A 19734-nucleotide genomic window follows, 5' to 3' on the forward strand; every position below is an offset into this window, starting at 1 on the left:
CTCCCCCGCCGCCCCCGTCGGCCGCGTCAGATGTGTAAAAGAGCCGGCCCTTACCCCTTTCCTTGGGGCTCAGCCCCAACAAAATCATGTGGTGGGAAGGAGAAAAACCGCCATGACCAGTGGAACAAACCGCATCATGGACGAATTCGCCAAGCTGATGACGGATGCTGCGGGCGCTGCCCAGGGTGTGCGCAAGGAAATCGAGACTGCCTTCAACGCTCAAGCCGAACGCTGGCTGAACACCATGGATGTGGTCAAGCGCGAGGAATTCGAGGCCGTCCGCGAAATGGCGATCAAGGCGCGCGACGAGAACGAAGCGCTGCTTGCCCGAGTCGCCGCGCTCGAAGCAAAGCTAGCTGCAAAAACGAAGTAAGTCCCATTCAAGCACAGGGCACGGTGTGGCGCTTAAGCGGCACGCCGCCTCATCGACAAAAAAATCAGGTGTCGTTTTCCACCTGTGGACACTGCCAAAAAAGCCAATACGCAGAGTCGTTTACAACCTCCTTCTGAAATCAAATTCCGAACGGCTGTCCACAGTTGCCTTTCCGGAAATGACCGGAGAGGGGCTGGCTTGTCACCGGGGGCGTTATACACTGATTTTAAATGATGATTCGAAGCGGACATTGGTAAGCTCCGGGCAGGTTCACTGCGTTAGGTCTGGCAGCGGTTCAACGAACATCCAAGTGGTGGTTCCGGTATTTGCGTGTGTCTTTTCTTGTGTTCGTAAACCCAAGTTCAGTCGCATTCATTCCGGTCAAGAAGGTGCTGCATGAGCCTTATGGAATTGGAATTCGAGCGTCAGTCGAACCCGGTCGATATGATCGAGTACGTCGCCGCCAATAACGACTGGTCGTTTGAGCGGTCGGGCGAGGACGAGATCGCAATGACGGTCGAGGGGAAGTGGGCCGATTACCACGTTTCCTTCTCCTGGATGGAGGAATTCGAGGCGCTGCATCTCGGCTGCGCGTTCGACATCAAGGTTCCAGAAGCTCGCGTCAACGAGGTCACCAAGCTTTTGGCGGCGATCAACGGGCAGGTTCTGATGGGTCATTTCGATCTGTGGCGGCAGGAAGACGTGATCATCTTCCGGCAGTCGCTGCTTCTGGCGGGCGGTGCTGAGCCAACGAATCGTCAGGTGGAAGTTTTGCTTTCCAGCGCGCTCGATACCTGCGAAGCTTATTATCAGGCGTTCCAGTTCGTCATCTGGTCCGGCCTGGATGCTGCCAAGGCCATGGAAGCAGTCCTTTTCGAAACGGTCGGCGAAGCGTAAAATGTCACCATCGTCTTCCGATACAGTCGTTCTCGTCGGCGCCGGCAATATGGGTGGTGCGATGCTTTCCGGCTGGCTGAAGAGCGGAGTTCCGGGATCCTCCGTTGTCGTGGTCGATCCGGGTCCGTCGCCCGCGATGATGAAGGTGATCGGCGATGCGGGCGCGACGCATGCCCCAACCGTTCCCGCCGGCCTGAAAGCGGATGTCATCTTCCTCGCAGTGAAGCCGCAGGTCATGGAAACAGTCCTGCCACCAATGAAAAGCGCCGTCGGATCCAAGACGGTGGTCGTTTCGGTGGCTGCCGGCAAGACGCTGGCTTTCCTCGAAAAGCATCTCGGCAAAGCCGCCATGGTCCGCGCCATGCCAAATACACCCGCCATGATCGGCCGCGGTGTCACCGGCGCCTTCGCCAATCCGCGCGTGAGCGCCGGGCAGCGCGATCGCGTTCATTCGCTTCTTCGCGTTTCGGGTCCTGTCGAGTGGGTTTCGGCCGAATCGGATATCGATGCCGTGACGGCATTGTCAGGCAGCGGCCCGGCCTATGTGTTCTATCTCGTCGAGTGTATGGCAGAAGCAGGCCGTAAACTTGGCCTGCCGGCGGACCTTGCCATGCGCCTTGCACGGGAAACTGTCGCGGGGGCTGGTGAACTCCTACACCAGTCCCCCGACGACGCCTCGAAGCTTCGCCAGAACGTAACGTCGCCGGGCGGCACGACGGCCGCGGCCCTTTCAGTGCTTATGGCAGAAGAGGGCATGCAGCCGCTGTTTGACGAGGCTCTTGCGGCTGCGCGCGCGCGTGCCGAAGAGCTTGCCGGTTGAGGATGCGCGATGGCTGAAGACATCACCTACGCCGATTTCGAGCGTGTGGACATTCGTGCTGGCACGATCATTGAGGCGCAGCCCTTTCCGGAAGCCCGCAAGCCGGCCGTCAAGCTGCTGATCGATTTCGGCCCGGAAATCGGCGTCAAGAAATCCTCGGCGCAGATCACTATTCACTACACGCTGGAAAACCTCGTCGGCCGCCAGGTTCTCGGGGTGGTGAACTTCCCGCCGCGCCAGATCGGACCGTTCCGGTCGGAAGTGCTGACGCTCGGCTTCGAAGACGAAGCGGGTGCGATCGTTCTTGCTGCAACCGACAAGCCGGTGCCGAACGGCAGGAAGCTGATGTAATCCGAGCTTCGGTTCATTTGGCGTGCCAGATGTTATCTATGCAATCTAGCGCCGGAACACGGCCATCGAAGGCAGTTAAATCCGTCTCCCGAGAACCCGAAAGGGCGATCTCAGTCGCCCCTGAAAATCCCAGTTCTCTAGAATGTTAAAAAGTATCGAGCTTTTGTGATCAGTGAATGTCGCGCGAGACCGGATCAGTCAGCGTGAACTCATGAAAGATGGCTTCGAAGCCAGAGCGCTGCGGCGAGCAGAATGCCGGGCCGACCATAACCTCCTCAATCGACGGATCGAACCAGGCGAGGCGCGCCATGCGCCATTCGCTGATCCGGTCGGTCCGGTACTGAATGAAAATTGCGTCCTTGTTGCGGGTCACGCGAAGGGAGAGCAGCGCGAATTCGTGCTCGATGCGAAAGGCTGACCAGTCGGAATTGCCATTGGTCACGACGGTGCTGAAGTGCTTTGCGCCGTCGGTATATTCGATTCCGCATTTCATCCAGTACGCTGAACCTGCTCGGACCATCAGGCCGGCCTGGTCGTACAGCTCTTGATAGCGTCCGGAAAATGTCACTTCCGCCGTGAAGTCGCCCTTGCGCCGTTGATAGAGAAAATGGCCGTCATCACGGTGGAACCCGTAATAGGTACCTTGCCAGAAGTCCGTCTTGTCGCCCGATCGGACATGCAATGCACCCTCGTGAAGCTCCGCCAAGGGCGGAGGATTGAGCCAGGTCATTTCTTTCCGGTCGATTGCCATCTGGAACTCACGCGGGGATGCGGATGGTGGCGCGGAGACCGCCGAGCGGGCTGTCGCCGAGCGTGACATTGCCGCCATGGCTGCGGGCGATATCGCGCGCGATCGCAAGGCCGAGCCCGGTGCCGGAATCGTCCAAATTGCGTGCTTCGTCCAGACGGAAGAAGGGCTTGAAGACATCCTCGCGGTTCTTTTCGGGAATGCCGGGGCCATCGTCGTCGAAATTCAGCGTCAGCCATTTTGCGCCGTGCTTCGCTTCGATGTTCAGCGTATTCGCATAGCGGCGGGCGTTGGATGCGAGGTTGGTCACCAGGCGCGTAAATGCGTTCGGCCGGACTGAGATCTTGTCTTCGCCTTCGATCGAATAGGTGAGTTGCTTTTCGTGCAGAGCGAAATCCGTTGCGATCTTTCCGAGCAGTTCGGTAAGCTTTAGTTCTCCGACATCTTCCTCGATCTCGCTGCGCGCAAAGGCCATGTAGGCTTCGAGCATCGACTGCATGTCGTTGACGTCCTCATTCAGTCCTTGCAGTTCCGGGCTATTGCCGGCGAGGGCAAGCTGCAGCTTGAAGCGCGTGAGCACCGTGCGTAGGTCGTGACTGACGCCGGTCAGCATTGCGGTTCGCTGTTCGATCTGCCGTTCGATGCGTTCGCGCATCAGGATAAAGGCAAGACCCGCGCGCCTGACCTCGTCGGCGCCGCGCGGATAGAAGTCATCGTGTTTGTGTCCCTTTCCGAAGCTTTCGGCGGCTTGCGCGAGCGTCAGGATCGGCCGAATCTGACCGCGCAGAAAGAGGATCGACACGCCGATGAGCACGAGAGAAGCGCCGACCATCCAGACGATGAAAATGTGCGTGTTCGACGCATAGGTCTGGTTGCGCTTGGTCAAAACGCGCAGAATCTTGTCGTCGAGCTTTATACGGATTTCGACGAGGCTCGAGTCTCCCACCGTGTCGATCCAGAAGGGTCGTTTGATCTGGTCGCTGATCTCATCGCTCAAAATGCCGTCGAGGATGGAGAAGAACGGCTTTTCGCGCGGCGGCGGCAGATCTCCGTCAGGCTCGATCGAAATCTGCAGGTTCAACTGCTCGCGGGCGATGCGCGTGGCCTCCCTATAGTCCGTATCCTGCGGATAGGTTTCGATGATTTGGATGATTGCCGCAATATCGCGGGTGACGGCCATCGACAGGCGTTGCGTCACCATCTGCCAATGACGCTCCATGAAGACCGCGGCGACGACGGACTGCAGCAGCACCATGGGAATGATGATGATCAGCAGCGAACGGACGTAGAGGCCGGTCGGCAGGTGGCGGCGCAGCCAACGGCCGAATCCTTTCCATCCGGAGGCTGGCGATCGTTCTTCGCGGCGCAGGGAGTCGAAAGTTACCATCACTGTCGCGATCCTGACGTTGAGGCCATCAATCGATGCTCAGCCTGTATCCTATACCACGAACCGTCTGGAGCCAGACAGGATTTGCAGGGTCGTCCTCTATCTTGCGACGGAGGCGATTGATCTGCACGTCGATCGTGCGCTCCCCGACGTCGACGTCGTTGCCGATGAGCTCGTGCCGCGGAATAGTGTCGCCGGCGCGCTTGGCAAAAAGCAGCATGATTTCCTGCTCGCGGTCTGTGAGGCGGATCACTTCCGTCGCCTTCTTCAATTCCTTTCGGGTGAGCGAGAAAGTGTATGGGCCGAACATGATCTGCTCGATCTTCGGCGCGTCCGAGGCGTTGCGGCGCAGGATATTATTGACGCGCAGCACCAGTTCGCGCGGATCGAAAGGCTTCGAGAGATAATCGTCGGCGCCGGCTTCAAGGCCCGCAATGCGATTGTCGGATTCCGCAAGCGCTGTGAGCATGATGATCGGCACGTTCTTAATGGCGCGCAGGCCGCGCGTCACGTCGATGCCGGATTCGCCCGGCATCATCACATCCATGATGATGAGATCGAAGTCGAGCCCGGCGAGCTTGCGTTGCGCCTCGGCACCATCGGCAGCCACGGTCACCCGGAAGCCGTTCTCCGTCAGGTAACGGTTCAAAAGAGCGCGGATTCGGGTGTCGTCATCGACCACCAGAAGATGCGCCGCGTCATCAGAAATGATTGTTTTCCCCGCCATTCAATCCGCTTTCGTTGTTTGCCTGTCCCTCATACCCCTCAGAAATGCCTTCACGCTTTCGCGCACGTCCGGAGCGGCACCGTCGAATGCTCTCTCAATGCGGCGCGATTGCGGCTCCGCCAGAGCGAGCGCGAGTTCGCGCCCGGTCTTGGTCGGATAAAGCTTACGCTGGCGCCGATCTTCAGGCCCAGCAACCTGACGAATATACCCCGAATCGATCAGTTGTTTGAGCACTCGAGCGAGGCTCTGTTTGGTAATTTTCAATGTATCCAAAAGATCGGCAACGGTCATGCCCGGTTCACGGTTAACGAAATGCACTACCCGATGATGGGCCCGGCCGAACCCGCTCTTTTCGAGGATCGCATCCGGATCAGAGACGAAATCGCGATAGGCGAAAAAGAAGAGCTCGATGATCTCGAAATCGATGGTGCCGGTGTTTTCCATCGGTGCGGCCAATGGTTCGGCTTTGGCTACTTTCGAGCTGGTCTGTCGTGCCGCCACGTCATTTCCTTTCTCATTCTGCAGGCCCCGGGAAACTTTAGCAAAGATATGTCAGCTTTGTTGACACAATTTTACGCCGCTGTTAGCTTCCCCAGACTTTGCGGAGGCGGGACGCTCGTTCGAAACCGGCCCGTCTTTCCTCCCCATACAACGCATATTTTCCCCACTGCGTAGTGGATAAAACGTAATATGGGCAACAATCAACAGGCATGGCGTGCGGGCGCCGGAGGATAAGAGAATGGCTTCAGTTCCCTTCGACCAGCTGGATGGCGAAATCTGGTTCAACGGCGAATTCGTGCCGTGGAAGGACGCGAAGGTTCACGTGCTGACGCATGGTCTGCATTATGCCAGCGCAGTCTTCGAAGGCGAGCGCGCCTATGGCGGCCGCGTTTTCAAGCTGACGGAGCATAACCAGCGTCTTCACAACTCCGCTGAAATCCTTGGATTCAAGGTGCCTTACTCGGTCGAGGAACTCGATAGGGCAACTATCGAACTGCTGAAGCGCCAAGGTTTTTCCGAGGCCTATGTGCGCCCGATCGCCTGGCGCGGTAGCGAAATGATGGGGATTTCGGCGCAGTCGAACCGCATCAATGTCGCGATCGCCATCTGGCAGTGGGGCAGCTACTTCAATCCCGCCGAAAAGCTCAAGGGCATCCGCCTCGATATCGCCGAATATCGCCGCCCCGATCCGAAGACGGCACCGTCTTCGTCGAAGGCCGCCGGCCTCTACATGATCTGCACCATCTCCAAGCATGCAGCGGAGGCCAAGGGCTATGCGGATGCGATGATGCTCGATTACCGCGGCCAGGTCGCCGAAGCGACGGGCGCCAACATCTTCTTCGTCAAGGATGACGTCATCCATACGCCGCTTCCCGACTGCTTCCTTAACGGCATTACGCGCCAGACGGTGATCGAACTCGCCAAGCGCCGCGGCTATCCGGTCGTCGAGCGGGCAATCCAGCCAGAAGAGCTTTCGGGCTTCAGCGAATGCTTCTTGACGGGCTCTGCTGCGGAAGTGACGCCGGTCTCCGAGATCGGACCTTATAAATTCACGCCGGCGACGATCTCCGAGACGCTGATGAACGACTACATGAAGGAAGTTTATCCGGGGGCGTCTATCGCGGCCGAGTAACGTCTCCATCGTGCAAGTCGCGCCTTCCGCGCACCGTACTTTGGTTCACCGCGCCCGCACCATTCATCATTCCGACAACGGTCGCGGATGCGCCCGCCGATGCACCGTCACTCAGTTGCGTGATGACCGGAAGCGCTCTTCGGTGGTTTCCTCCCGGGGCGATCAATGCGGATCGCCGCCCCACGCCGCTCCTGCGACGTGTGCGATTTTATCATGTCGAAGAAGGAAAAGGAGCGCCAAAAGCGACCCGCGAGGTTCGGTGCGGGAGAAAGCTGCTGGAAACTCTAACGGATGAGGCGGTCCAACGACCGCCTCACACTGCACCCCTATTGATAGACATAGACGATGCGGCGGGTGCCGGGATCGACGAGCACGGGCCGGTCATTGATACGCACATAGCGGTACTGGTAGTCGGGAATCTCCTGGAAGGTCACGGTATCCGGAACCTCGGCACCCACGACGACATCGCCGCCCAGCTGAACCGTCTGCGTCGGCGTGGTTTCGATATAGGTGCGGACCGTCTCCGGTGGCGTTATCGCTTCCACGGAGCCGACGGGGCCAAGCAGTTCATCGCCGGGCGCGGGCTGCGGATCGGCGGGCACGACGGTTGCGGTCGACTCATAAGTCACAGACGGGACGCCAAGAACGGCCTCGTTCTCTTCCACGATCATCGCGTTGCCTTGGTGCTCGACCTGCAGGTATTCAGCATAGACCCAGCCGCGCATGCCGTTAACATCGACGCGGCACCAGCGGCTGCCCTGGATGCAGCCATCCAAGATGGCCGCAGAGCCGCGCGTTGCGACGCCGACCGAGGGATATTGCGGGCCAGGCCCGGAACGCACGTTGAGGTCGTTGATGGCCGTCGCGCTCATTTCCGCATTGGCAAAGCCAGCGCTCGCGGCGAGCACGGCACCTGCCAGGAAAAGATTTCTCGTGAAGGTCATTCTTTTTCTCCTTGCTTTAGCTGGAATGAAACGCTTCGTTCACCGTCTAGTTCCGCCGCTTGGCCGCGCGGGCTGAAATCTGGATTCATCGGAAAATCGCAACGAATTGAAATCTAATGATAAAGCTCGACAGGGCCTGGACATTTCAGAAGCGATGAACTGTTGTTACGATGCGTCTTGAAGGCGTGAGGCAAGGGCGATGCCCACCAAAAAGCGGCTGGCTTTGATGACCTTTCCGGCTATATCGGAAGCAGGCAGAGACAAGCGAGGCATATCATGGGCATGCTCCAGGCCGGCATCATTCCAGTGACACCCTTCCAGCAGAACTGCACGGTTCTCTTCGATCCGGACACGAAGGAGGGCGTGGTCGTCGATCCGGGCGGCGATGTGCCGGTCATACTGAAAGCGCTTAAAGAGAACAGTCTGACCATCAAAGAGATCTGGCTGACGCACGGGCATCTCGACCACGCGGGTGGCGCGAAAGAACTGAAGGAAGCGCTCGGCGTTGAAATCGTCGGTCCGCACGAGGACGATCGGCCATTGCTGGAACGGATCGAGATGCAGGCGCAGCAATACGGCATTCCCGGTCTTCAAAACGTCGTGCCGGACCGCTGGCTGAAGGATGGCGACAGGATTTCCTTCGGTAGCCACGAGTTTGAAGTCTATCACACACCCGGCCACGCGCCCGGCCATGTCATCTATTTCAATCGCGCCCAGAACTTCGCCCATCTCGGCGACGTGCTCTTCAACGGCTCGATCGGCCGAACCGATCTGCCGGGTGGCAATCACCAGCAGCTGCTGGGTTCGATCCGCGACAAGGTCCTGCCTCTCGGAGATGAAGTCGGCTTCATCTGCGGCCATGGCCCTGGGAGCCGCATCGGCGACGAGCGACGCGGCAACCCGTTCCTCAGGGGTATCTGATCTCGACAGACGATCAAAACAAAAGCGCCGCCCGTTAAGCGGCGCTTTGCGTTTAAAATTGGTCCGCGGATCAGCCTGCGGTGCAAAAGTGCTCGCGGCCGTCGTTGCCGACGAAGGTGCCGCTTCTCGGATCGAAGCTGCGGTAGCGGTAGGAGCAGTAGCGCTCCCACTGCGGCGTCCAGGGCTCGATATCAGCCCGGACAGGGGCGTAGTAACGCGGCGGTGCGCGGTAAACCGGCACGGCTTCATATTCCGGCTCATAGGGCGGATCGATATAGCGCGGCTCTTCATAATAGCGTGGCTGATTGGCGATGGCCGAGCCGACGATCAGGCCGGTTGCAAGACCGACGGCGCCGCCGACAAGCGCTGCGTCGCCATTGTGATGGCGATGCCAGCGGTCACGGGCGGATGCTTCGCCAATTACAGAAAGGGTGAGGGCTGCGGCAGTAGCGGTCAGAAGAAATGTCTTGGCGAGCCTGTTCATGATTATATCCTGTTCTTGGAACCCCGTGAGCGGTTCCTGCACCGTGATGATGACAACATAGTGGCGGCTATCTGAACGGACGCTGAATGACAAAACCCGGCATCGCTGCCGGGCCTCAACTCGAATTCGACGGCCTTGGAGAGGACTCAGCCCGCAATCTGCAGATTGACGGCCTTGGGGCCCTTGCCGCGACGATCCGGCTCCGTGTCGAAGCTGACCTTTTGATTTTCCGTCAGCCCGGCAAGGCCGGAAGCCTGAACGGCGGAAATGTGAACAAAGATGTCGGCGCCACCCTTGTCCGGCTTGATGAATCCAAAGCCTTTGTCGGTATTGAAGAATTTTACAGTGCCAGTCTCGGCCATGCGTCAGGTCCCTTTCTCTCTGCCCGCCATCCACACGGGCAGCATCAACTATGTCCCTTGCGGGGCGTTGGCAGGCAATTCTTGAAATTCGAGAAAAAGGTCCCCTCTACCTCGGCCTGTCTCATGACGGGATTATTCCCCATCTTGGCGAGACCGGCTGACCGGAATATTAGCGTTTCCGGCGCGCACATACTTAAGGACTTCCCATGCTCGCAAAATGCCCGAACGCCGTGAGATTGCTGCGATTAAGGGGAATTGGCAAGCAAAAGTTTTTTAACGTGTTATCGAAAGCACATTCAGGTCGGCGATCCCTATTGGCGTCAAAACGCAAAATTTCGCTCGCAGTCCACGTATGATTAAGGTTTTGTATTGCTTGCAATATAAGTTGAGCGCAGTTTTTCCCAAAAATGCAATGATAGCGCGTCTTGGACGGCGCGCTAAATTTTTTCCAGAATTGCCGTCCAACCCGGAAAAAGCCATACCTCAAGCGGGCTGGGCGCGTCTTTTTCCGACTTCCGGTACCAATTCGACCACAAGCATAGCGATAAACATCAGCGCACAGCCCGCATAGCCGAGCGGCGGCATCGTCTCTCCAAGCAGCAGTGCGCCGAGTGCCGAGCCGAACAGCGCTTCGGAGGAGAGGAAGATGGCGGCTTGCGACGGCGTGGTATAGCGCTGGCCGATCACCTGCAGCACGAAAGCGACGCCCGAAGAGAAGACGCCGACATAGAGGATCTCCGGTGCCGCGCCCAAGATCGCTTCCATGCTGATAGGCTCGACAATTGCGGCCACGAAGAGCGCGGCGCCCGCCGTCACGGCGAATTGGGATGCCGACAGCGTAAGCGGCCTTCCCGTCTCGGAGACCGTCGTGCCGGCGAGCGTGATCTGGATCGCCCAGAATGCGGCACAGACGACTGTCAGGCCGTCGCCCGTGGTCAACGCGGAAAGATGCCCGCCGGACAGCATGTAGATACCGGAGACGGCCATGATGGCAGCCGGCCATATGATCCAGTGCGGCGGTCGGCGCAGGAAGGCGACTGCGATCAGCGGCACGAAGACAACATAGAGCCCGGTGATGAAGCTGGAGTTCGTCACGGTCGTCGTCTGAAGCCCGATCTGTTGCGTCGAAGCGCCGCCGAAAAGGGCAAGGCCGATCAAGATATAACGCCCCAGATGGCGGCGCGTCGTCTGGACACTTGCCTTGCGCACTTCAAGGAACAGGAAAGGCAGGACGGCGACGGTCGCGACTGCAAAACGCAATCCTATGAACCAGAACGGACCGATTGCCTTCATGGCCGTCGACTGCGCGACGAAGCCGCCGCCCCAGATGGCGGCAGCCAGCAATAGAAGCAGGTTCGCCTGGAGGCGCGTCATATCAGTCCTCGATGTGGGGCAGGCTGTATCGCGGACGGTTACCAGTTGCATTTCGTTTGGGCAAGGGCGAAGAAGGCTCCTTACGAGTGCCGAGATTGCGTGCATGGCCGGAAGAATGACCGCCCGGTTACTCCGGAATTTCGCTTGCCAAAAAGCTCGACCTGACGGACGGGCAGGCGGCCTTGCTGATCGCCGTGCCCGACGCCATCGGCGAGATCCGCGGCTTTGCCGGCTTCTCGCGCGTTGATGATGCGCTGCCCGTAGACGGCACATGTTTTGACTACATACATGTCTTCGAAGCCAAGCGAGTTGCCCTGGAAGGCATGGCGGGTCACCGTTTGAAGGCCTTGAAGCCTGACGGCATACTCTGGATATCCTGCCCGAAGAAGGCAGCGCGCCTGCCGACGATATGAGGATTTGCTGCGGAAATCCTGTTTCCGCGCGGTCTCGTGGACGTCGGGTTCTGTTCGGTCGATGCCGTCTGGTCCGGCCTGAAATTCGTGATCGGCAATGAACTGCGCAGTGTCTAACCGTTTTGGCGGTCGGAGCGCGAGACACGCAGCAGTGCGCCATCGGCCTCATCCGTGACTATCAAGAGCGCACCGTCCGGTGCGACGACAACATCCCGCAGGCGGCCGTAATCACCCTCGAAAATCTGCTCCCCTGCAACGAAGGTACCGTTTTTATCGCGTTGCATGCGGGAGAGCAGTTGAAATTTGAGTGCTGCGACAAGGAAGTCGCCGTCCCACTCTGGAAACATTCTGCCGCGATAGATCGCGAGCGCGCCCGGCGCGATCGACGGATCCCAATAATGCAGCGGCTGTTCCAGTCCTTTCTTGGCCGTGCCTTCACCGATCTTTGAGCCGGAGTAATTGCGTCCATAGCTGATGATCGGCCAGCCGTAGTTCTTGCCGGGTTCAATGACATTGATTTCGTCGCCGCCGCGCGCGCCGTGCTCGACGGTGTAGAGTTTGCCGTCGGCAAGGTCGAAGGTGATGCCCTGCGGGTTGCGATGGCCTTTCGACCAAATTTCCGGAAGCGCCTTTCCGCTGTCCTTGAACGGGTTGTCCGCAGGGATGCTGCCATCGGCATTAATATGCACGATCGAGCCTGCATCATCCTTCCAGTCCTGCGAGCGAATTCTGTCGCCGCGGTCGCCAATGCTGATAAAGAGACTACCGTCGCCCGCGATGGCAATGCGCGATCCGTATTGGATACTGCCGCCGGTGAACTGCTTCATCGTGAAGATCGTCTTCACGTTCTCGAGTTTGCTGCCGTCGGTGGCAAGCGTGGCGCTGAAGGCTTCAGTTCCCGAGCCTCTTCGATTGGCGGTCGATGCCGTGAAATAGATCGTACGGCTCGTCGCAAAATCCGGCGCAAGTGCCACGTCCATCAAGCCGCCCTGGCCACGGGCGCGAACGTCCGGCACGCCTCCGATCGGATCTGAAAGCGTGCCGTCCCTGACGATCCGCATCCGCCCAGGCCGTTCGGTCACCAGATAGCCGCCGTCAGGCAGCACTTCCACAGCCCAGGGATGCTCCAGCCCTTCCGCCAGGGTTTCGACGCTGACCGCGACTTTTTCGGTCTCGACCCTGTCTGCCGCCGCGGCAAACCCGGGTGCGAGGACCGACGCGCCGAAAAGCAGCGAAGCGGCGAATGTTTTGGGGATAGTCATGTGGCGTTTCCAGTCGCTTTCATCCGCTTGCAACGTGGAGCGGAGGGCAGGGCGCTTCAACCTTATTGCGGCGCGGATAACGGCTTTGTGTTTTGAGGTTGAATGGAGGCGGTCGGCGTCGTGTCCACCAGCTCGGGTCCCGCGAAGGCGCGCTGCAGCAGGATCTGCGCGACGGCAGCCTTACCCTTGATGTAGAAGCCGTCGCTCATCAGCGCGACGCCATAAAGCGCAAGCCCGGCGATGCCGAGCGCAATCATCCGCTCGACCGCAGACAAGCGCGAGAAAAGCAGGCCTTTCTCACGCTGCTTCGGCCCGTCATGGGCTGTGGCCGCCGCGGTCGCCATGGCCAGTTCGAGGTAGGAGGGAAGCGGTTCGAACCCGTACGCATCCTGATGCCGGTTTCCGTCGCGGGGACTTGACATCATTACCGGGTCCTCGTGGTCATTAGGTGCTTGATACGGCGGCGCCATACTGCAAGTGCGCCCGCAGCGGTCAAGGCGAAAAGCAGCATGGTCAGCCCGCGCCTGATCTGCCCCTCGGCGCGTGTCGTTATCCGCGGCGGCTTCGCCGAAGCCGAAGGCCGAGCGGCCGCTTCAGTTGCTGCCGGCACGGGCGCGGCAACGGAGCCGGTTGTTTGCTCGATCTTCTGCAACTGCGGCATCCCTTCGGCCCGAGCTGTCGAAATGACCCCGAATGCCGTCATCGTCGAAGCGGCGACAACGCCTGCTGCAATTAGAAAAGAAAGCGAAACCCGGCGGGCGCGAAGCCGCGCTGCTGCTCGCTCGTCCTCCAGAAACATTGGCATACCTCAACAACCAATTGCGGAGCGCTATAGATGAGGCATAGATCCCGGCAGGCTCGCGACCGAATTGCGGCATGCCGTGTCATTTGTTGCGGCATAATCATGGCAAAGTCCGAATCCGGCGAAGTTTTTGATTCCAGGGATGAAATCCGCATCTCGTTCAGAGAATGATTCACGTTCTTCGCAAAGTGATTCATAGTTCGGCCGCCGCGCCCGGTAATTGATCAATAAGAATCATTGGCACCATCACGCCTTTGCGCTTGAAATGCCGCCGCACATTGGACATAGAGCTAACCGCAGAACTCCGGTCCCGGCCTTCTGCCCGTTTCAACCGTATAGGACCGATATCATGGCCTTTCTTGCCGATGCTCTTTCCCGTGTGAAGCCTTCAGCCACCATCGCCGTCTCCCAGAAAGCGCGTGAGCTGAAAGCAAAGGGGCGCGATGTGATCGGCCTCGGCGCCGGCGAGCCGGACTTCGATACGCCGGACAATATCAAGAGAGCCGCCATCGACGCGATCAATCGCGGCGAGACGAAGTACACGCCGGTTTCCGGCATCCCCGAACTGCGCAAGGCGATCGCCGCAAAGTTCAAGCGCGAGAACGGCCTGGAATATTCCTGGGAGCAGACGATCGTCGGCACCGGCGGCAAGCAGATCCTGTTCAACGCCTTCATGGCGACGCTGAATCCGGGCGATGAAGTCGTCATTCCGGCTCCCTACTGGGTGTCCTACCCGGAGATGGTGGCGCTTTGCGGCGGCACACCTGCAATCGTCTCGACCACGCAGGAAAACAACTTCAAGCTCCAGGCAGCGGATCTCGACAAGGCGATCACGCCGAAGACCAAGTGGTTCGTCTTCAATTCGCCGTCGAACCCGTCAGGTGCCGCCTATACGCATGCCGAACTCAAGGCTCTGACCGACGTGCTGCTCAAGCATCCGCATGTCTGGGTGCTGACCGACGACATGTACGAGCACCTGACCTATGGCGACTTCAAGTTCGTCACGCCGGTCGAAGTCGAGCCGAAGCTCTACGACCGCACGCTGACGATGAACGGCGTCTCCAAGGCCTATGCGATGACCGGCTGGCGTATCGGCTATGCGGCCGGACCGCTTGAACTCATCAAGGCGATGGACATGGTCCAGGGCCAGCAGACCTCGGGTGCGACGTCGATTGCCCAGTGGGCCGCCGTCGAGGCGCTGAACGGGACGCAGGATTTCATCCCGGCGAACAAGAAGATCTTCGAAGGCCGCCGCGATCTGGTGGTTTCTATGCTGAACCAGGCCAAAGGCATCACCTGCCCGTCGCCGGAGGGCGCCTTCTACGTCTACCCGTCCTGCGCCGGCCTGATCGGCAAAACCGCGCCTTCGGGCAAGGCAATCGAGACCGACGAAGATTTCGTTTCTGAACTGCTTGAAAGTGAAGGCGTCGCCGTCGTGCACGGCTCGGCCTTCGGCCTCGGCCCGAACTTCCGCATTTCCTATGCGACCTCGGAAGCTCTGCTCGAGGAAGCCTGCAAGCGCATCCAGCGCTTCTGCGCCGCCTGCAAGTAAGCAGTTGGCAGAATTGAAGAAAGGCCCGTCAGCGATGGCGGGCTTTTCCCTTTTCATTCGATCGTTGACGGTGTGGCTGCGCGTGCATTTGATGTATGAAAACCTCGATCCGCTCGCGAGACGGCCAGACTGAGCTTGCCCGTGAGGTCGAGGAAGGGAACACGATTGTCGTAACGCGAAACCGTCCGGTCTTCGATGTTATTGCGCATAAGCGGCGCGGGGGTGAGCCTTGATCCGGCCGAAGCTATAAGGGGCATGACGAGGGGAGATGTTCATCCGACGACTTCGATGATCCCCTGCCAGAGGCGGTCCTTCGGCCGCCTTTCGCTCGCCACTGCAGCTTGTGACGCTCGACCAGGCTCTGGCAGGTTATCCGCCGGGCCTGAAATTCTGATTCCGTTCTTCGACAGCCGATGATCTTTCCCATCAGGCAGCGCGACTGCGGGGCGAATTTGCAGTCTTGTGCATTTAATGGAATACTGCCGATATTGGTCAGCCGGAAGCAATCGCGGCGTGCCTCGTAATTCTCGCCTTGCCGCGCGCGATGGTACCGGATGCAGTCCGGCGACCTTCGGCTGATTGTCGACAGATCGGGTAACGAGAAAAGAGGAGAGGTGCATGATCAAGGTGGTTTACGAGGTCGTTCCCCATGACGGCGGCTGGGCCTACCGGCTGGGAGAAGTCTATTCCGAAGCATTCCCGTCGCATGCCGAAGCGCTGGAGGCAGCCCGCATCGTCGCGGCCGAACAGCAGGTCGGCGGCGATTCCGCCGAGATCAGCTGGCAGGATGAGAAAGGCAAATGGCATGAGGAATATGCCGAAGGCGGCGACCGGCCGGAGACGGAAGTCGTCGACACCAAATGGAAGGGTGGCGGTTCCGCCGATGTCTCTCCGCGTGCCTGAGCCGAGCGCTCGTTCGACGACCATGTTGATGAAGCCGCTTTTCCGCGGCGCTCAAGCGCAGGCTCTTGCGCGTGGCACGATCTGCCGCATGAAGAAAACATCCCCTGACCTTTATTGAAGGAGGCCGCTAGGCTTGCCGCAACTCCGCCAGAGCGATGCGCGCGACGGCAAGCGGGCTCTCTGCCGACGTATTCATATTATCGCCGAGGAACCAAGCCGCTGACAGGCCGGAATAGGCGGCAATCCATTGCAGTAGGCGTTTGGACTCCATGCCGGTTTCGGCACAAACGATCCGGAGCTGGCGCTGGAGGCGCCCCGGCACGCTGATGGCCGGAAGGTCTTCATTGGCGAAAGTGTTGGCATAGTCGAAGCCGCGTTCGCCGATCAGGCCTTTCGGGTCGATCGCTAGCCACCCGTCTTCTTCGAAATCAAGAATATTGCTGTGGTGAATGTCGCCGTGCAACACGACCGGATCGCGCGGGTCGCAAAGCAGCGTCTCGGCGATAGCACTGCATTCGGGAAGGATGCCGCCATAGGCTCTCGCTGCAGGCGCCAGTTCCCGGAACCAGCAGCGCAGCGGAATGAGGCTGGGCGGGGGCTTTTGCCGCGGTGCGTGAAGTCTTTCGACGGTGCGGCAGATGATCCGGCTTGCCTCATCGTCTTCGCCATGCATCGCCATCTTCAGCAGTGAGCGGCCGCCCGTCGCCCGTTCGAGCAGAACAGCTTCGTCGTCATGAGCATAAACCTGGGCGGCACCGCCGCCGTCCCACCAGTGCATCAACGCACCGCCGGCCCTTTCGGCCTCGTCACGAGACTTCTTGAGCATTGCCGGTTTGCCGTTCCAAAGGACGGGCAGGAGGTGACTGGAATGGGTGATGATCGGTTCACCGTCCGGCGCAAGCGACCAGCGGTCGAGATGGGATTCGAACATGGCCGCATTCTAACGGCGGGAGTTGAAAAAGAAATCCCGCGCAAGGCGGGATCTCGTCCGGTACGTCTGAAGGTCAGGCGCCCTTTTCGAGCAGTGGATAGTCGATATAACCCCTTGCCCCGCCGCCATAGAAGGTGGCCTGGTCCGGCGTGTTCAGCGGCAGGTTCTTCTGCAGGCGTTCGACCAGGTCCGGATTGGCGATGAAGGGCTTGCCGAAGGCGACCAGATCGGCGCGGCCGCTTTCGACGGCATCGATTGCCATCTGACGGTCGTAACCGTTGTTGACCATCCAGTTTGCATGGCCGCCCGCCTTTTCATAAGTCTGGCGCAGGTTCTTGTAGTCGAAGGGCGGATTTGTCCCCTGCGTATAGTCGCGCTCGCCGCCCGTCTGGCCCTCGATAACGTGGACATAGGCGAGCTCATATCTGGCGAGGCCTTCGACGACGTAGGTGAAAAGCGCCTGCGGATTCGAATCATAGCTTTCGCCCGAGGGTGTGACCGGCGAAATACGGATCGCCGTGCGGCCGGCACCGATTTCGCGTGTCACGGCATCTGCCACCTCGAAGGTGAAGCGAGCGCGATGTTCGATCGAACCGCCATACTGGTCGGTACGGTCGTTGATACCATCGCGCAGGAATTGGTCGAGCAGGTAGCCGTTTGCGCCGTGGATTTCGACGCCATCGAAGCCTGCGTCGATCGCAGCGCGCGCTGCCTTGCGATAATCCTCGATGATGCCGGGAATTTCAGATGTCTCGAGCGCACGCGGCTCGGAGGTTTCCGCGAAGCTGCCGGTGCCATCGGCGTTGACCAGATAGGTCTTCGCCGTCGCGACTTTATTGGTTGAGGAGACAGGTTTGCCGCCGTTCGGCTGCAGCGTGGTGTGCGAGATGCGACCGACATGCCACATCTGCACGACGATCTTGCCACCGCCTGCATGCACGGCATCCGTCACGCGCTTCCAGCCATCGAGGGCTTCCTTCTTGTAGAGGCCGGGAACGTCGGCGTAACCTTGGCCCTGGTGTGTGATGGCCGTTGCCTCGGTGATGATGAGGCCGGCTGTGGCGCGCTGGCGATAATATTCGACGTTCAAATCGTTCGGGATCGCACCGGGCGAGCGGTTGCGGGTCAGCGGTGCCATGACGATGCGGTTCCTGACGGCAATGTCGCCAATCTGCGCGGGCTCGAGAAGCTTGTTCATGGAAGTCCTTTCCTGTTCTGGCGGGGCGGGAGGATCACTCCGCCACTGTGGGCAAACTCGACCCGGCGGAGAGATAGGCAAGTGCGGTGGCGACGAGGTCGATCCGGCTGTCACAGATCCTGGCTGAGTTGCTTGAGGAAGGCAGCGATCGTTTCTTCGTTGCGCTTGTAGAAAATCCATTGGCCAACGCGCCTGGTCGTGACGAGGCCGGCGCGGCTCAATGTTGCTAGATGAGCGGATACGGTCGATTGTGAAAGGCCGCAGCGCTCGAACTGGCTGGCACAGACACCCATTTCCAACGGGTGCTCCTGGGAGGAGAAGTGCTCCTTCGGATCTTTCAGCCAATTGAGGATTTCCACCCGCATCGGATGGGAAAGCGCTTTCAGGATTTCATCTCTATCCATCGTCTTGTGCCGAACTATAAATCGAATTCTTTCGATATATGGATCGTCGCTTTTCGATATGCAAATCACGAGGGCGTGAGCTGTTCGGCTTTGAAGGGCGCCTAAATTTTAAGCAAAAAAAAGGGCCGCCGAAAGCTCGGGGCCCTTAAGGTGTGAAGGTCAAAAAACCTCCAGAGGGGAACAGCTAATGCGGTGGCACTGGGAGAGAAGCCACCGAAGTGCATCAGCTAGGTGCGATATGGTGCTTTCTTGGGCAGCTTTCAATGCATTATTATGCATGCCTGCCATGCGCTGCACAAATTATGTTGCAATGCAGCGATTCTGGGCAAAAAAAGAGGGCCGCCGAAAGTTCGGGGCCCTTTAAGGTGTGAAGGTCAAAAACCTCCAGAGGGGAACAGCTAATGCGGTGGAACTGGGAGGAAAAGCCACCATGTGCATCAGCTGAGTGCGATATGGTGTTTAATTGAGCAAACGGCAACCCTCTTTTGTGCATGCCAGTCATGCGTTGGTTGCATGGTCTGCGTTTGAGTGAACAAAAACGGGAATCAGAAGTTCCAGTTTCTCGCCTTGCTGACGATAAAATCGCGGAATGCCTTCAGCTTTGCGGCATTCTTGATTTCGTCCGGATAGCAGAAATAGGTGTCGAACGAGGGCACGTCGGCGTTGATCGCTAACTGGATGAGACCCGGATCGCGTCCGACGATGTAATCCGGCATGCAGGCGACGCCGATGCCAAGCAGGCAGGCGCGCTTGATCGAGGTCTGGCTGTTGATCTGCAGATGCGGAATCCGCTTGTTGTCCGAAGAGCGGCCGGCGATCTCCAGCCAGTTTACGTCCAGCAGATAGCTGGGGGCGGGCTCACCGAAGGTGATGATGCGGTGATTGTCCAGATCCTCGACCGACTGAGGCTCGCCATAGCGGTTAATATAGGAGGGGGCGGCATAGACGTGCATATGCACGGTGAAGAGCTTGCGCTGAATGAGATCCGACTGCTGCGGTTGGCGCAGGCGGATGGCGCAATCTGCGTGACGCATGTTCACGTCCAGTTCCTCGTTGTCGAGAATGAGCTGGATCTGAACGTCCGGATAGAGCTGCATGAACTCCTGGATCTTGTCCGTCAGCCAGCCCTGGCCGAGGCCGACGGTGGTGGTCACCCGCAACTTGCCGCTGGGCGTTTCGGTCGTTTCCGTCAGCTGCATCTTCACCGTTTCGAGCTTCAGCAGCACATCATGGGCGGTGCGATAGAGC

Annotated in this window: 22 protein-coding genes and 2 pseudogenes; 9 read left to right on the forward strand and 15 right to left on the reverse strand. The window is 59.1% G+C overall.

Annotated elements, in window-relative coordinates; genetic code table 11:
- Positions 1 to 112 precede the first annotated feature (112 nt).
- The 4 genes from C9413_RS09895 to C9413_RS09910 all read left to right on the forward strand — a co-directional run bounded on the left by C9413_RS09895 (position 113) and on the right by C9413_RS09910 (position 2441).
- Positions 113 to 373: an accessory factor UbiK family protein gene (locus C9413_RS09895; protein ID WP_022714228.1), complete on the forward strand. Its 261-nt coding sequence runs from the start codon at positions 113 to 115 to the stop codon at positions 371 to 373.
- 396 nt (positions 374 to 769) lie between these two features.
- Positions 770 to 1270 (forward strand): YbjN domain-containing protein, encoded by a 501-nt coding sequence (locus C9413_RS09900; RefSeq protein WP_022714229.1) that lies wholly within the window; start codon positions 770 to 772, stop codon positions 1268 to 1270.
- Position 1271: 1 nt separating this feature from the next.
- Positions 1272 to 2090, forward strand: coding sequence for a pyrroline-5-carboxylate reductase (proC, locus tag C9413_RS09905; RefSeq protein WP_039845467.1), 819 nt, complete (start codon positions 1272 to 1274; stop codon positions 2088 to 2090).
- A gap of 9 nt (positions 2091 to 2099) precedes the next feature.
- Positions 2100 to 2441 carry a tRNA-binding protein gene (locus C9413_RS09910; protein ID WP_039845466.1) on the forward strand — a complete coding sequence of 114 codons (342 nt, stop codon included), beginning with the start codon at positions 2100 to 2102 and terminating at the stop codon, positions 2439 to 2441.
- Between the two features lie 169 nt (positions 2442 to 2610).
- On the opposite strand, the gene C9413_RS09915 is transcribed toward C9413_RS09910, so the two are convergent.
- From C9413_RS09915 to C9413_RS09930, 4 genes are read right to left on the reverse strand one after another with little or no spacing between them, the layout of a single operon-like run.
- Complete coding sequence (locus C9413_RS09915) at positions 2611 to 3192, reverse strand: DUF1349 domain-containing protein (RefSeq protein WP_039845465.1); 582 nt, start codon at positions 3190 to 3192, stop codon at positions 2611 to 2613.
- A gap of 7 nt (positions 3193 to 3199) precedes the next feature.
- Positions 3200 to 4576, reverse strand: coding sequence for an ATP-binding protein (locus C9413_RS09920; protein WP_039845464.1), 1377 nt, complete (start codon positions 4574 to 4576; stop codon positions 3200 to 3202).
- Between the two features lie 28 nt (positions 4577 to 4604).
- Positions 4605 to 5303 carry a response regulator transcription factor gene (locus tag C9413_RS09925; RefSeq protein WP_022714235.1) on the reverse strand — a complete coding sequence of 233 codons (699 nt, stop codon included), beginning with the start codon at positions 5301 to 5303 and terminating at the stop codon, positions 4605 to 4607.
- Entirely contained in the window at positions 5304 to 5747 is a 444-nt protein-coding gene (locus C9413_RS09930; RefSeq protein WP_052451553.1) for a MarR family transcriptional regulator, read from the reverse strand.
- A 295-nt stretch (positions 5748 to 6042) separates the two neighbouring features.
- On the opposite strand from C9413_RS09930, the gene C9413_RS09935 reads away from it, so the two are divergent.
- Complete coding sequence (locus C9413_RS09935; RefSeq protein ID WP_039845462.1) at positions 6043 to 6936, forward strand: branched-chain amino acid aminotransferase; 894 nt, start codon at positions 6043 to 6045, stop codon at positions 6934 to 6936.
- A 326-nt stretch (positions 6937 to 7262) separates the two neighbouring features.
- On the opposite strand, the gene C9413_RS09940 is transcribed toward C9413_RS09935, so the two are convergent.
- Positions 7263 to 7880 (reverse strand): DUF1236 domain-containing protein, encoded by a 618-nt coding sequence (locus C9413_RS09940; RefSeq protein WP_039845461.1) that lies wholly within the window; start codon positions 7878 to 7880, stop codon positions 7263 to 7265.
- A gap of 276 nt (positions 7881 to 8156) precedes the next feature.
- Between C9413_RS09940 and C9413_RS09945 the strand changes: the two genes are divergently transcribed.
- The gene (locus C9413_RS09945) at positions 8157 to 8801 is read left to right on the forward strand and encodes an MBL fold metallo-hydrolase (RefSeq protein ID WP_039845460.1); all 645 of its coding nucleotides are present in this window, start codon (positions 8157 to 8159) and stop codon (positions 8799 to 8801) included.
- Between the two features lie 70 nt (positions 8802 to 8871).
- On the opposite strand, the gene C9413_RS09950 is transcribed toward C9413_RS09945, so the two are convergent.
- The 3 genes from C9413_RS09950 to C9413_RS09960 form a co-directional block, all read right to left on the reverse strand.
- Complete coding sequence (locus C9413_RS09950) at positions 8872 to 9285, reverse strand: BA14K family protein (protein WP_039846847.1); 414 nt, start codon at positions 9283 to 9285, stop codon at positions 8872 to 8874.
- Positions 9286 to 9431: 146 nt separating this feature from the next.
- Positions 9432 to 9647: a cold-shock protein gene (locus C9413_RS09955; RefSeq protein WP_007534130.1), complete on the reverse strand. Its 216-nt coding sequence runs from the start codon at positions 9645 to 9647 to the stop codon at positions 9432 to 9434.
- 483 nt (positions 9648 to 10130) lie between these two features.
- The gene (locus C9413_RS09960) at positions 10131 to 11021 is read right to left on the reverse strand and encodes a DMT family transporter (RefSeq protein ID WP_170250416.1); all 891 of its coding nucleotides are present in this window, start codon (positions 11019 to 11021) and stop codon (positions 10131 to 10133) included.
- 137 nt (positions 11022 to 11158) lie between these two features.
- On the opposite strand from C9413_RS09960, the pseudogene C9413_RS09965 reads away from it, so the two are divergent.
- Positions 11159 to 11551, forward strand: a pseudogene (locus C9413_RS09965) (DUF3052 domain-containing protein).
- Here C9413_RS09965 and C9413_RS09970 read toward each other — a convergent pair.
- The 3 genes and pseudogenes from C9413_RS09970 to C9413_RS09980 all read right to left on the reverse strand — a co-directional run bounded on the left by C9413_RS09970 (position 11548) and on the right by C9413_RS09980 (position 13495).
- Positions 11548 to 12696 carry a PQQ-dependent sugar dehydrogenase gene (locus C9413_RS09970; RefSeq protein ID WP_039845458.1) on the reverse strand — a complete coding sequence of 383 codons (1149 nt, stop codon included), beginning with the start codon at positions 12694 to 12696 and terminating at the stop codon, positions 11548 to 11550. The pseudogene C9413_RS09965 and the gene C9413_RS09970 overlap by 4 nt on opposite strands.
- 140 nt (positions 12697 to 12836) lie before the next feature.
- A pseudogene (locus C9413_RS09975) lies at positions 12837 to 13118 on the reverse strand (class GN sortase); the annotation flags it as partial.
- A gap of 2 nt (positions 13119 to 13120) precedes the next feature.
- Complete coding sequence (locus tag C9413_RS09980) at positions 13121 to 13495, reverse strand: hypothetical protein (RefSeq protein ID WP_039845457.1); 375 nt, start codon at positions 13493 to 13495, stop codon at positions 13121 to 13123.
- Positions 13496 to 13847: 352 nt separating this feature from the next.
- Between C9413_RS09980 and C9413_RS09985 the strand changes: the two genes are divergently transcribed.
- Positions 13848 to 15050 (forward strand): pyridoxal phosphate-dependent aminotransferase, encoded by a 1203-nt coding sequence (locus tag C9413_RS09985; RefSeq protein ID WP_039845456.1) that lies wholly within the window; start codon positions 13848 to 13850, stop codon positions 15048 to 15050.
- Between the two features lie 618 nt (positions 15051 to 15668).
- Positions 15669 to 15953: a DUF2188 domain-containing protein gene (locus C9413_RS09990; RefSeq protein WP_022714246.1), complete on the forward strand. Its 285-nt coding sequence runs from the start codon at positions 15669 to 15671 to the stop codon at positions 15951 to 15953.
- Positions 15954 to 16080: 127 nt separating this feature from the next.
- Here the strand turns inward: C9413_RS09990 and C9413_RS09995 are convergent, their stop codons facing one another.
- The 4 genes from C9413_RS09995 to C9413_RS10010 form a co-directional block, all read right to left on the reverse strand.
- The gene (locus C9413_RS09995) at positions 16081 to 16884 is read right to left on the reverse strand and encodes an aminoglycoside phosphotransferase family protein (RefSeq protein WP_039845455.1); all 804 of its coding nucleotides are present in this window, start codon (positions 16882 to 16884) and stop codon (positions 16081 to 16083) included.
- 73 nt (positions 16885 to 16957) lie between these two features.
- Positions 16958 to 18082, reverse strand: coding sequence for an alkene reductase (locus C9413_RS10000; protein ID WP_170250417.1), 1125 nt, complete (start codon positions 18080 to 18082; stop codon positions 16958 to 16960).
- A gap of 110 nt (positions 18083 to 18192) precedes the next feature.
- Positions 18193 to 18486 (reverse strand): metalloregulator ArsR/SmtB family transcription factor, encoded by a 294-nt coding sequence (locus C9413_RS10005; protein ID WP_039845453.1) that lies wholly within the window; start codon positions 18484 to 18486, stop codon positions 18193 to 18195.
- Between the two features lie 545 nt (positions 18487 to 19031).
- Positions 19032 to 19734: LysR family transcriptional regulator VtlR (locus C9413_RS10010; protein WP_170250418.1), on the reverse strand; the 703-nt coding region annotated here is incomplete at its 5' end.

Origin of the sequence: Rhizobium sp. SEMIA 4085 (genome assembly GCF_013004495.1) — a bacterium.
GTDB classification, from domain to species: Bacteria; Pseudomonadota; Alphaproteobacteria; order Rhizobiales; family Rhizobiaceae; genus Rhizobium; species Rhizobium gallicum.

Bases quoted from the DNA above. Each gene is read 5' to 3' on its own strand.
- C9413_RS09895 (WP_022714228.1), top strand. From the start codon at position 113: ATGACCAGTGGAACAAACCGCATCATGGACGAATTCGCCAAGCTGATG.
- C9413_RS09900 (WP_022714229.1), top strand. From the start codon at position 770: ATGAGCCTTATGGAATTGGAATTCGAGCGTCAGTCGAACCCGGTCGAT.
- proC (WP_039845467.1), top strand. From the start codon at position 1,272: ATGTCACCATCGTCTTCCGATACAGTCGTTCTCGTCGGCGCCGGCAAT.
- C9413_RS09910 (WP_039845466.1), top strand. From the start codon at position 2,100: ATGGCTGAAGACATCACCTACGCCGATTTCGAGCGTGTGGACATTCGT.
- C9413_RS09915 (WP_039845465.1), bottom strand. From the start codon at position 3,192: ATGGCAATCGACCGGAAAGAAATGACCTGGCTCAATCCTCCGCCCTTG.
- C9413_RS09920 (WP_039845464.1), bottom strand. From the start codon at position 4,576: ATGGTAACTTTCGACTCCCTGCGCCGCGAAGAACGATCGCCAGCCTCC.
- C9413_RS09925 (WP_022714235.1), bottom strand. From the start codon at position 5,303: ATGGCGGGGAAAACAATCATTTCTGATGACGCGGCGCATCTTCTGGTG.
- C9413_RS09930 (WP_052451553.1), bottom strand. From the start codon at position 5,747: ATGGAAAACACCGGCACCATCGATTTCGAGATCATCGAGCTCTTCTTT.
- C9413_RS09935 (WP_039845462.1), top strand. From the start codon at position 6,043: ATGGCTTCAGTTCCCTTCGACCAGCTGGATGGCGAAATCTGGTTCAAC.
- C9413_RS09940 (WP_039845461.1), bottom strand. From the start codon at position 7,880: ATGACCTTCACGAGAAATCTTTTCCTGGCAGGTGCCGTGCTCGCCGCG.
- C9413_RS09945 (WP_039845460.1), top strand. From the start codon at position 8,157: ATGGGCATGCTCCAGGCCGGCATCATTCCAGTGACACCCTTCCAGCAG.
- C9413_RS09950 (WP_039846847.1), bottom strand. From the start codon at position 9,285: ATGAACAGGCTCGCCAAGACATTTCTTCTGACCGCTACTGCCGCAGCC.
- C9413_RS09955 (WP_007534130.1), bottom strand. From the start codon at position 9,647: ATGGCCGAGACTGGCACTGTAAAATTCTTCAATACCGACAAAGGCTTT.
- C9413_RS09960 (WP_170250416.1), bottom strand. From the start codon at position 11,021: ATGACGCGCCTCCAGGCGAACCTGCTTCTATTGCTGGCTGCCGCCATC.
- C9413_RS09970 (WP_039845458.1), bottom strand. From the start codon at position 12,696: ATGACTATCCCCAAAACATTCGCCGCTTCGCTGCTTTTCGGCGCGTCG.
- C9413_RS09980 (WP_039845457.1), bottom strand. From the start codon at position 13,495: ATGTTTCTGGAGGACGAGCGAGCAGCAGCGCGGCTTCGCGCCCGCCGG.
- C9413_RS09985 (WP_039845456.1), top strand. From the start codon at position 13,848: ATGGCCTTTCTTGCCGATGCTCTTTCCCGTGTGAAGCCTTCAGCCACC.
- C9413_RS09990 (WP_022714246.1), top strand. From the start codon at position 15,669: ATGATCAAGGTGGTTTACGAGGTCGTTCCCCATGACGGCGGCTGGGCC.
- C9413_RS09995 (WP_039845455.1), bottom strand. From the start codon at position 16,884: ATGTTCGAATCCCATCTCGACCGCTGGTCGCTTGCGCCGGACGGTGAA.
- C9413_RS10000 (WP_170250417.1), bottom strand. From the start codon at position 18,082: ATGAACAAGCTTCTCGAGCCCGCGCAGATTGGCGACATTGCCGTCAGG.
- C9413_RS10005 (WP_039845453.1), bottom strand. From the start codon at position 18,486: ATGGATAGAGATGAAATCCTGAAAGCGCTTTCCCATCCGATGCGGGTG.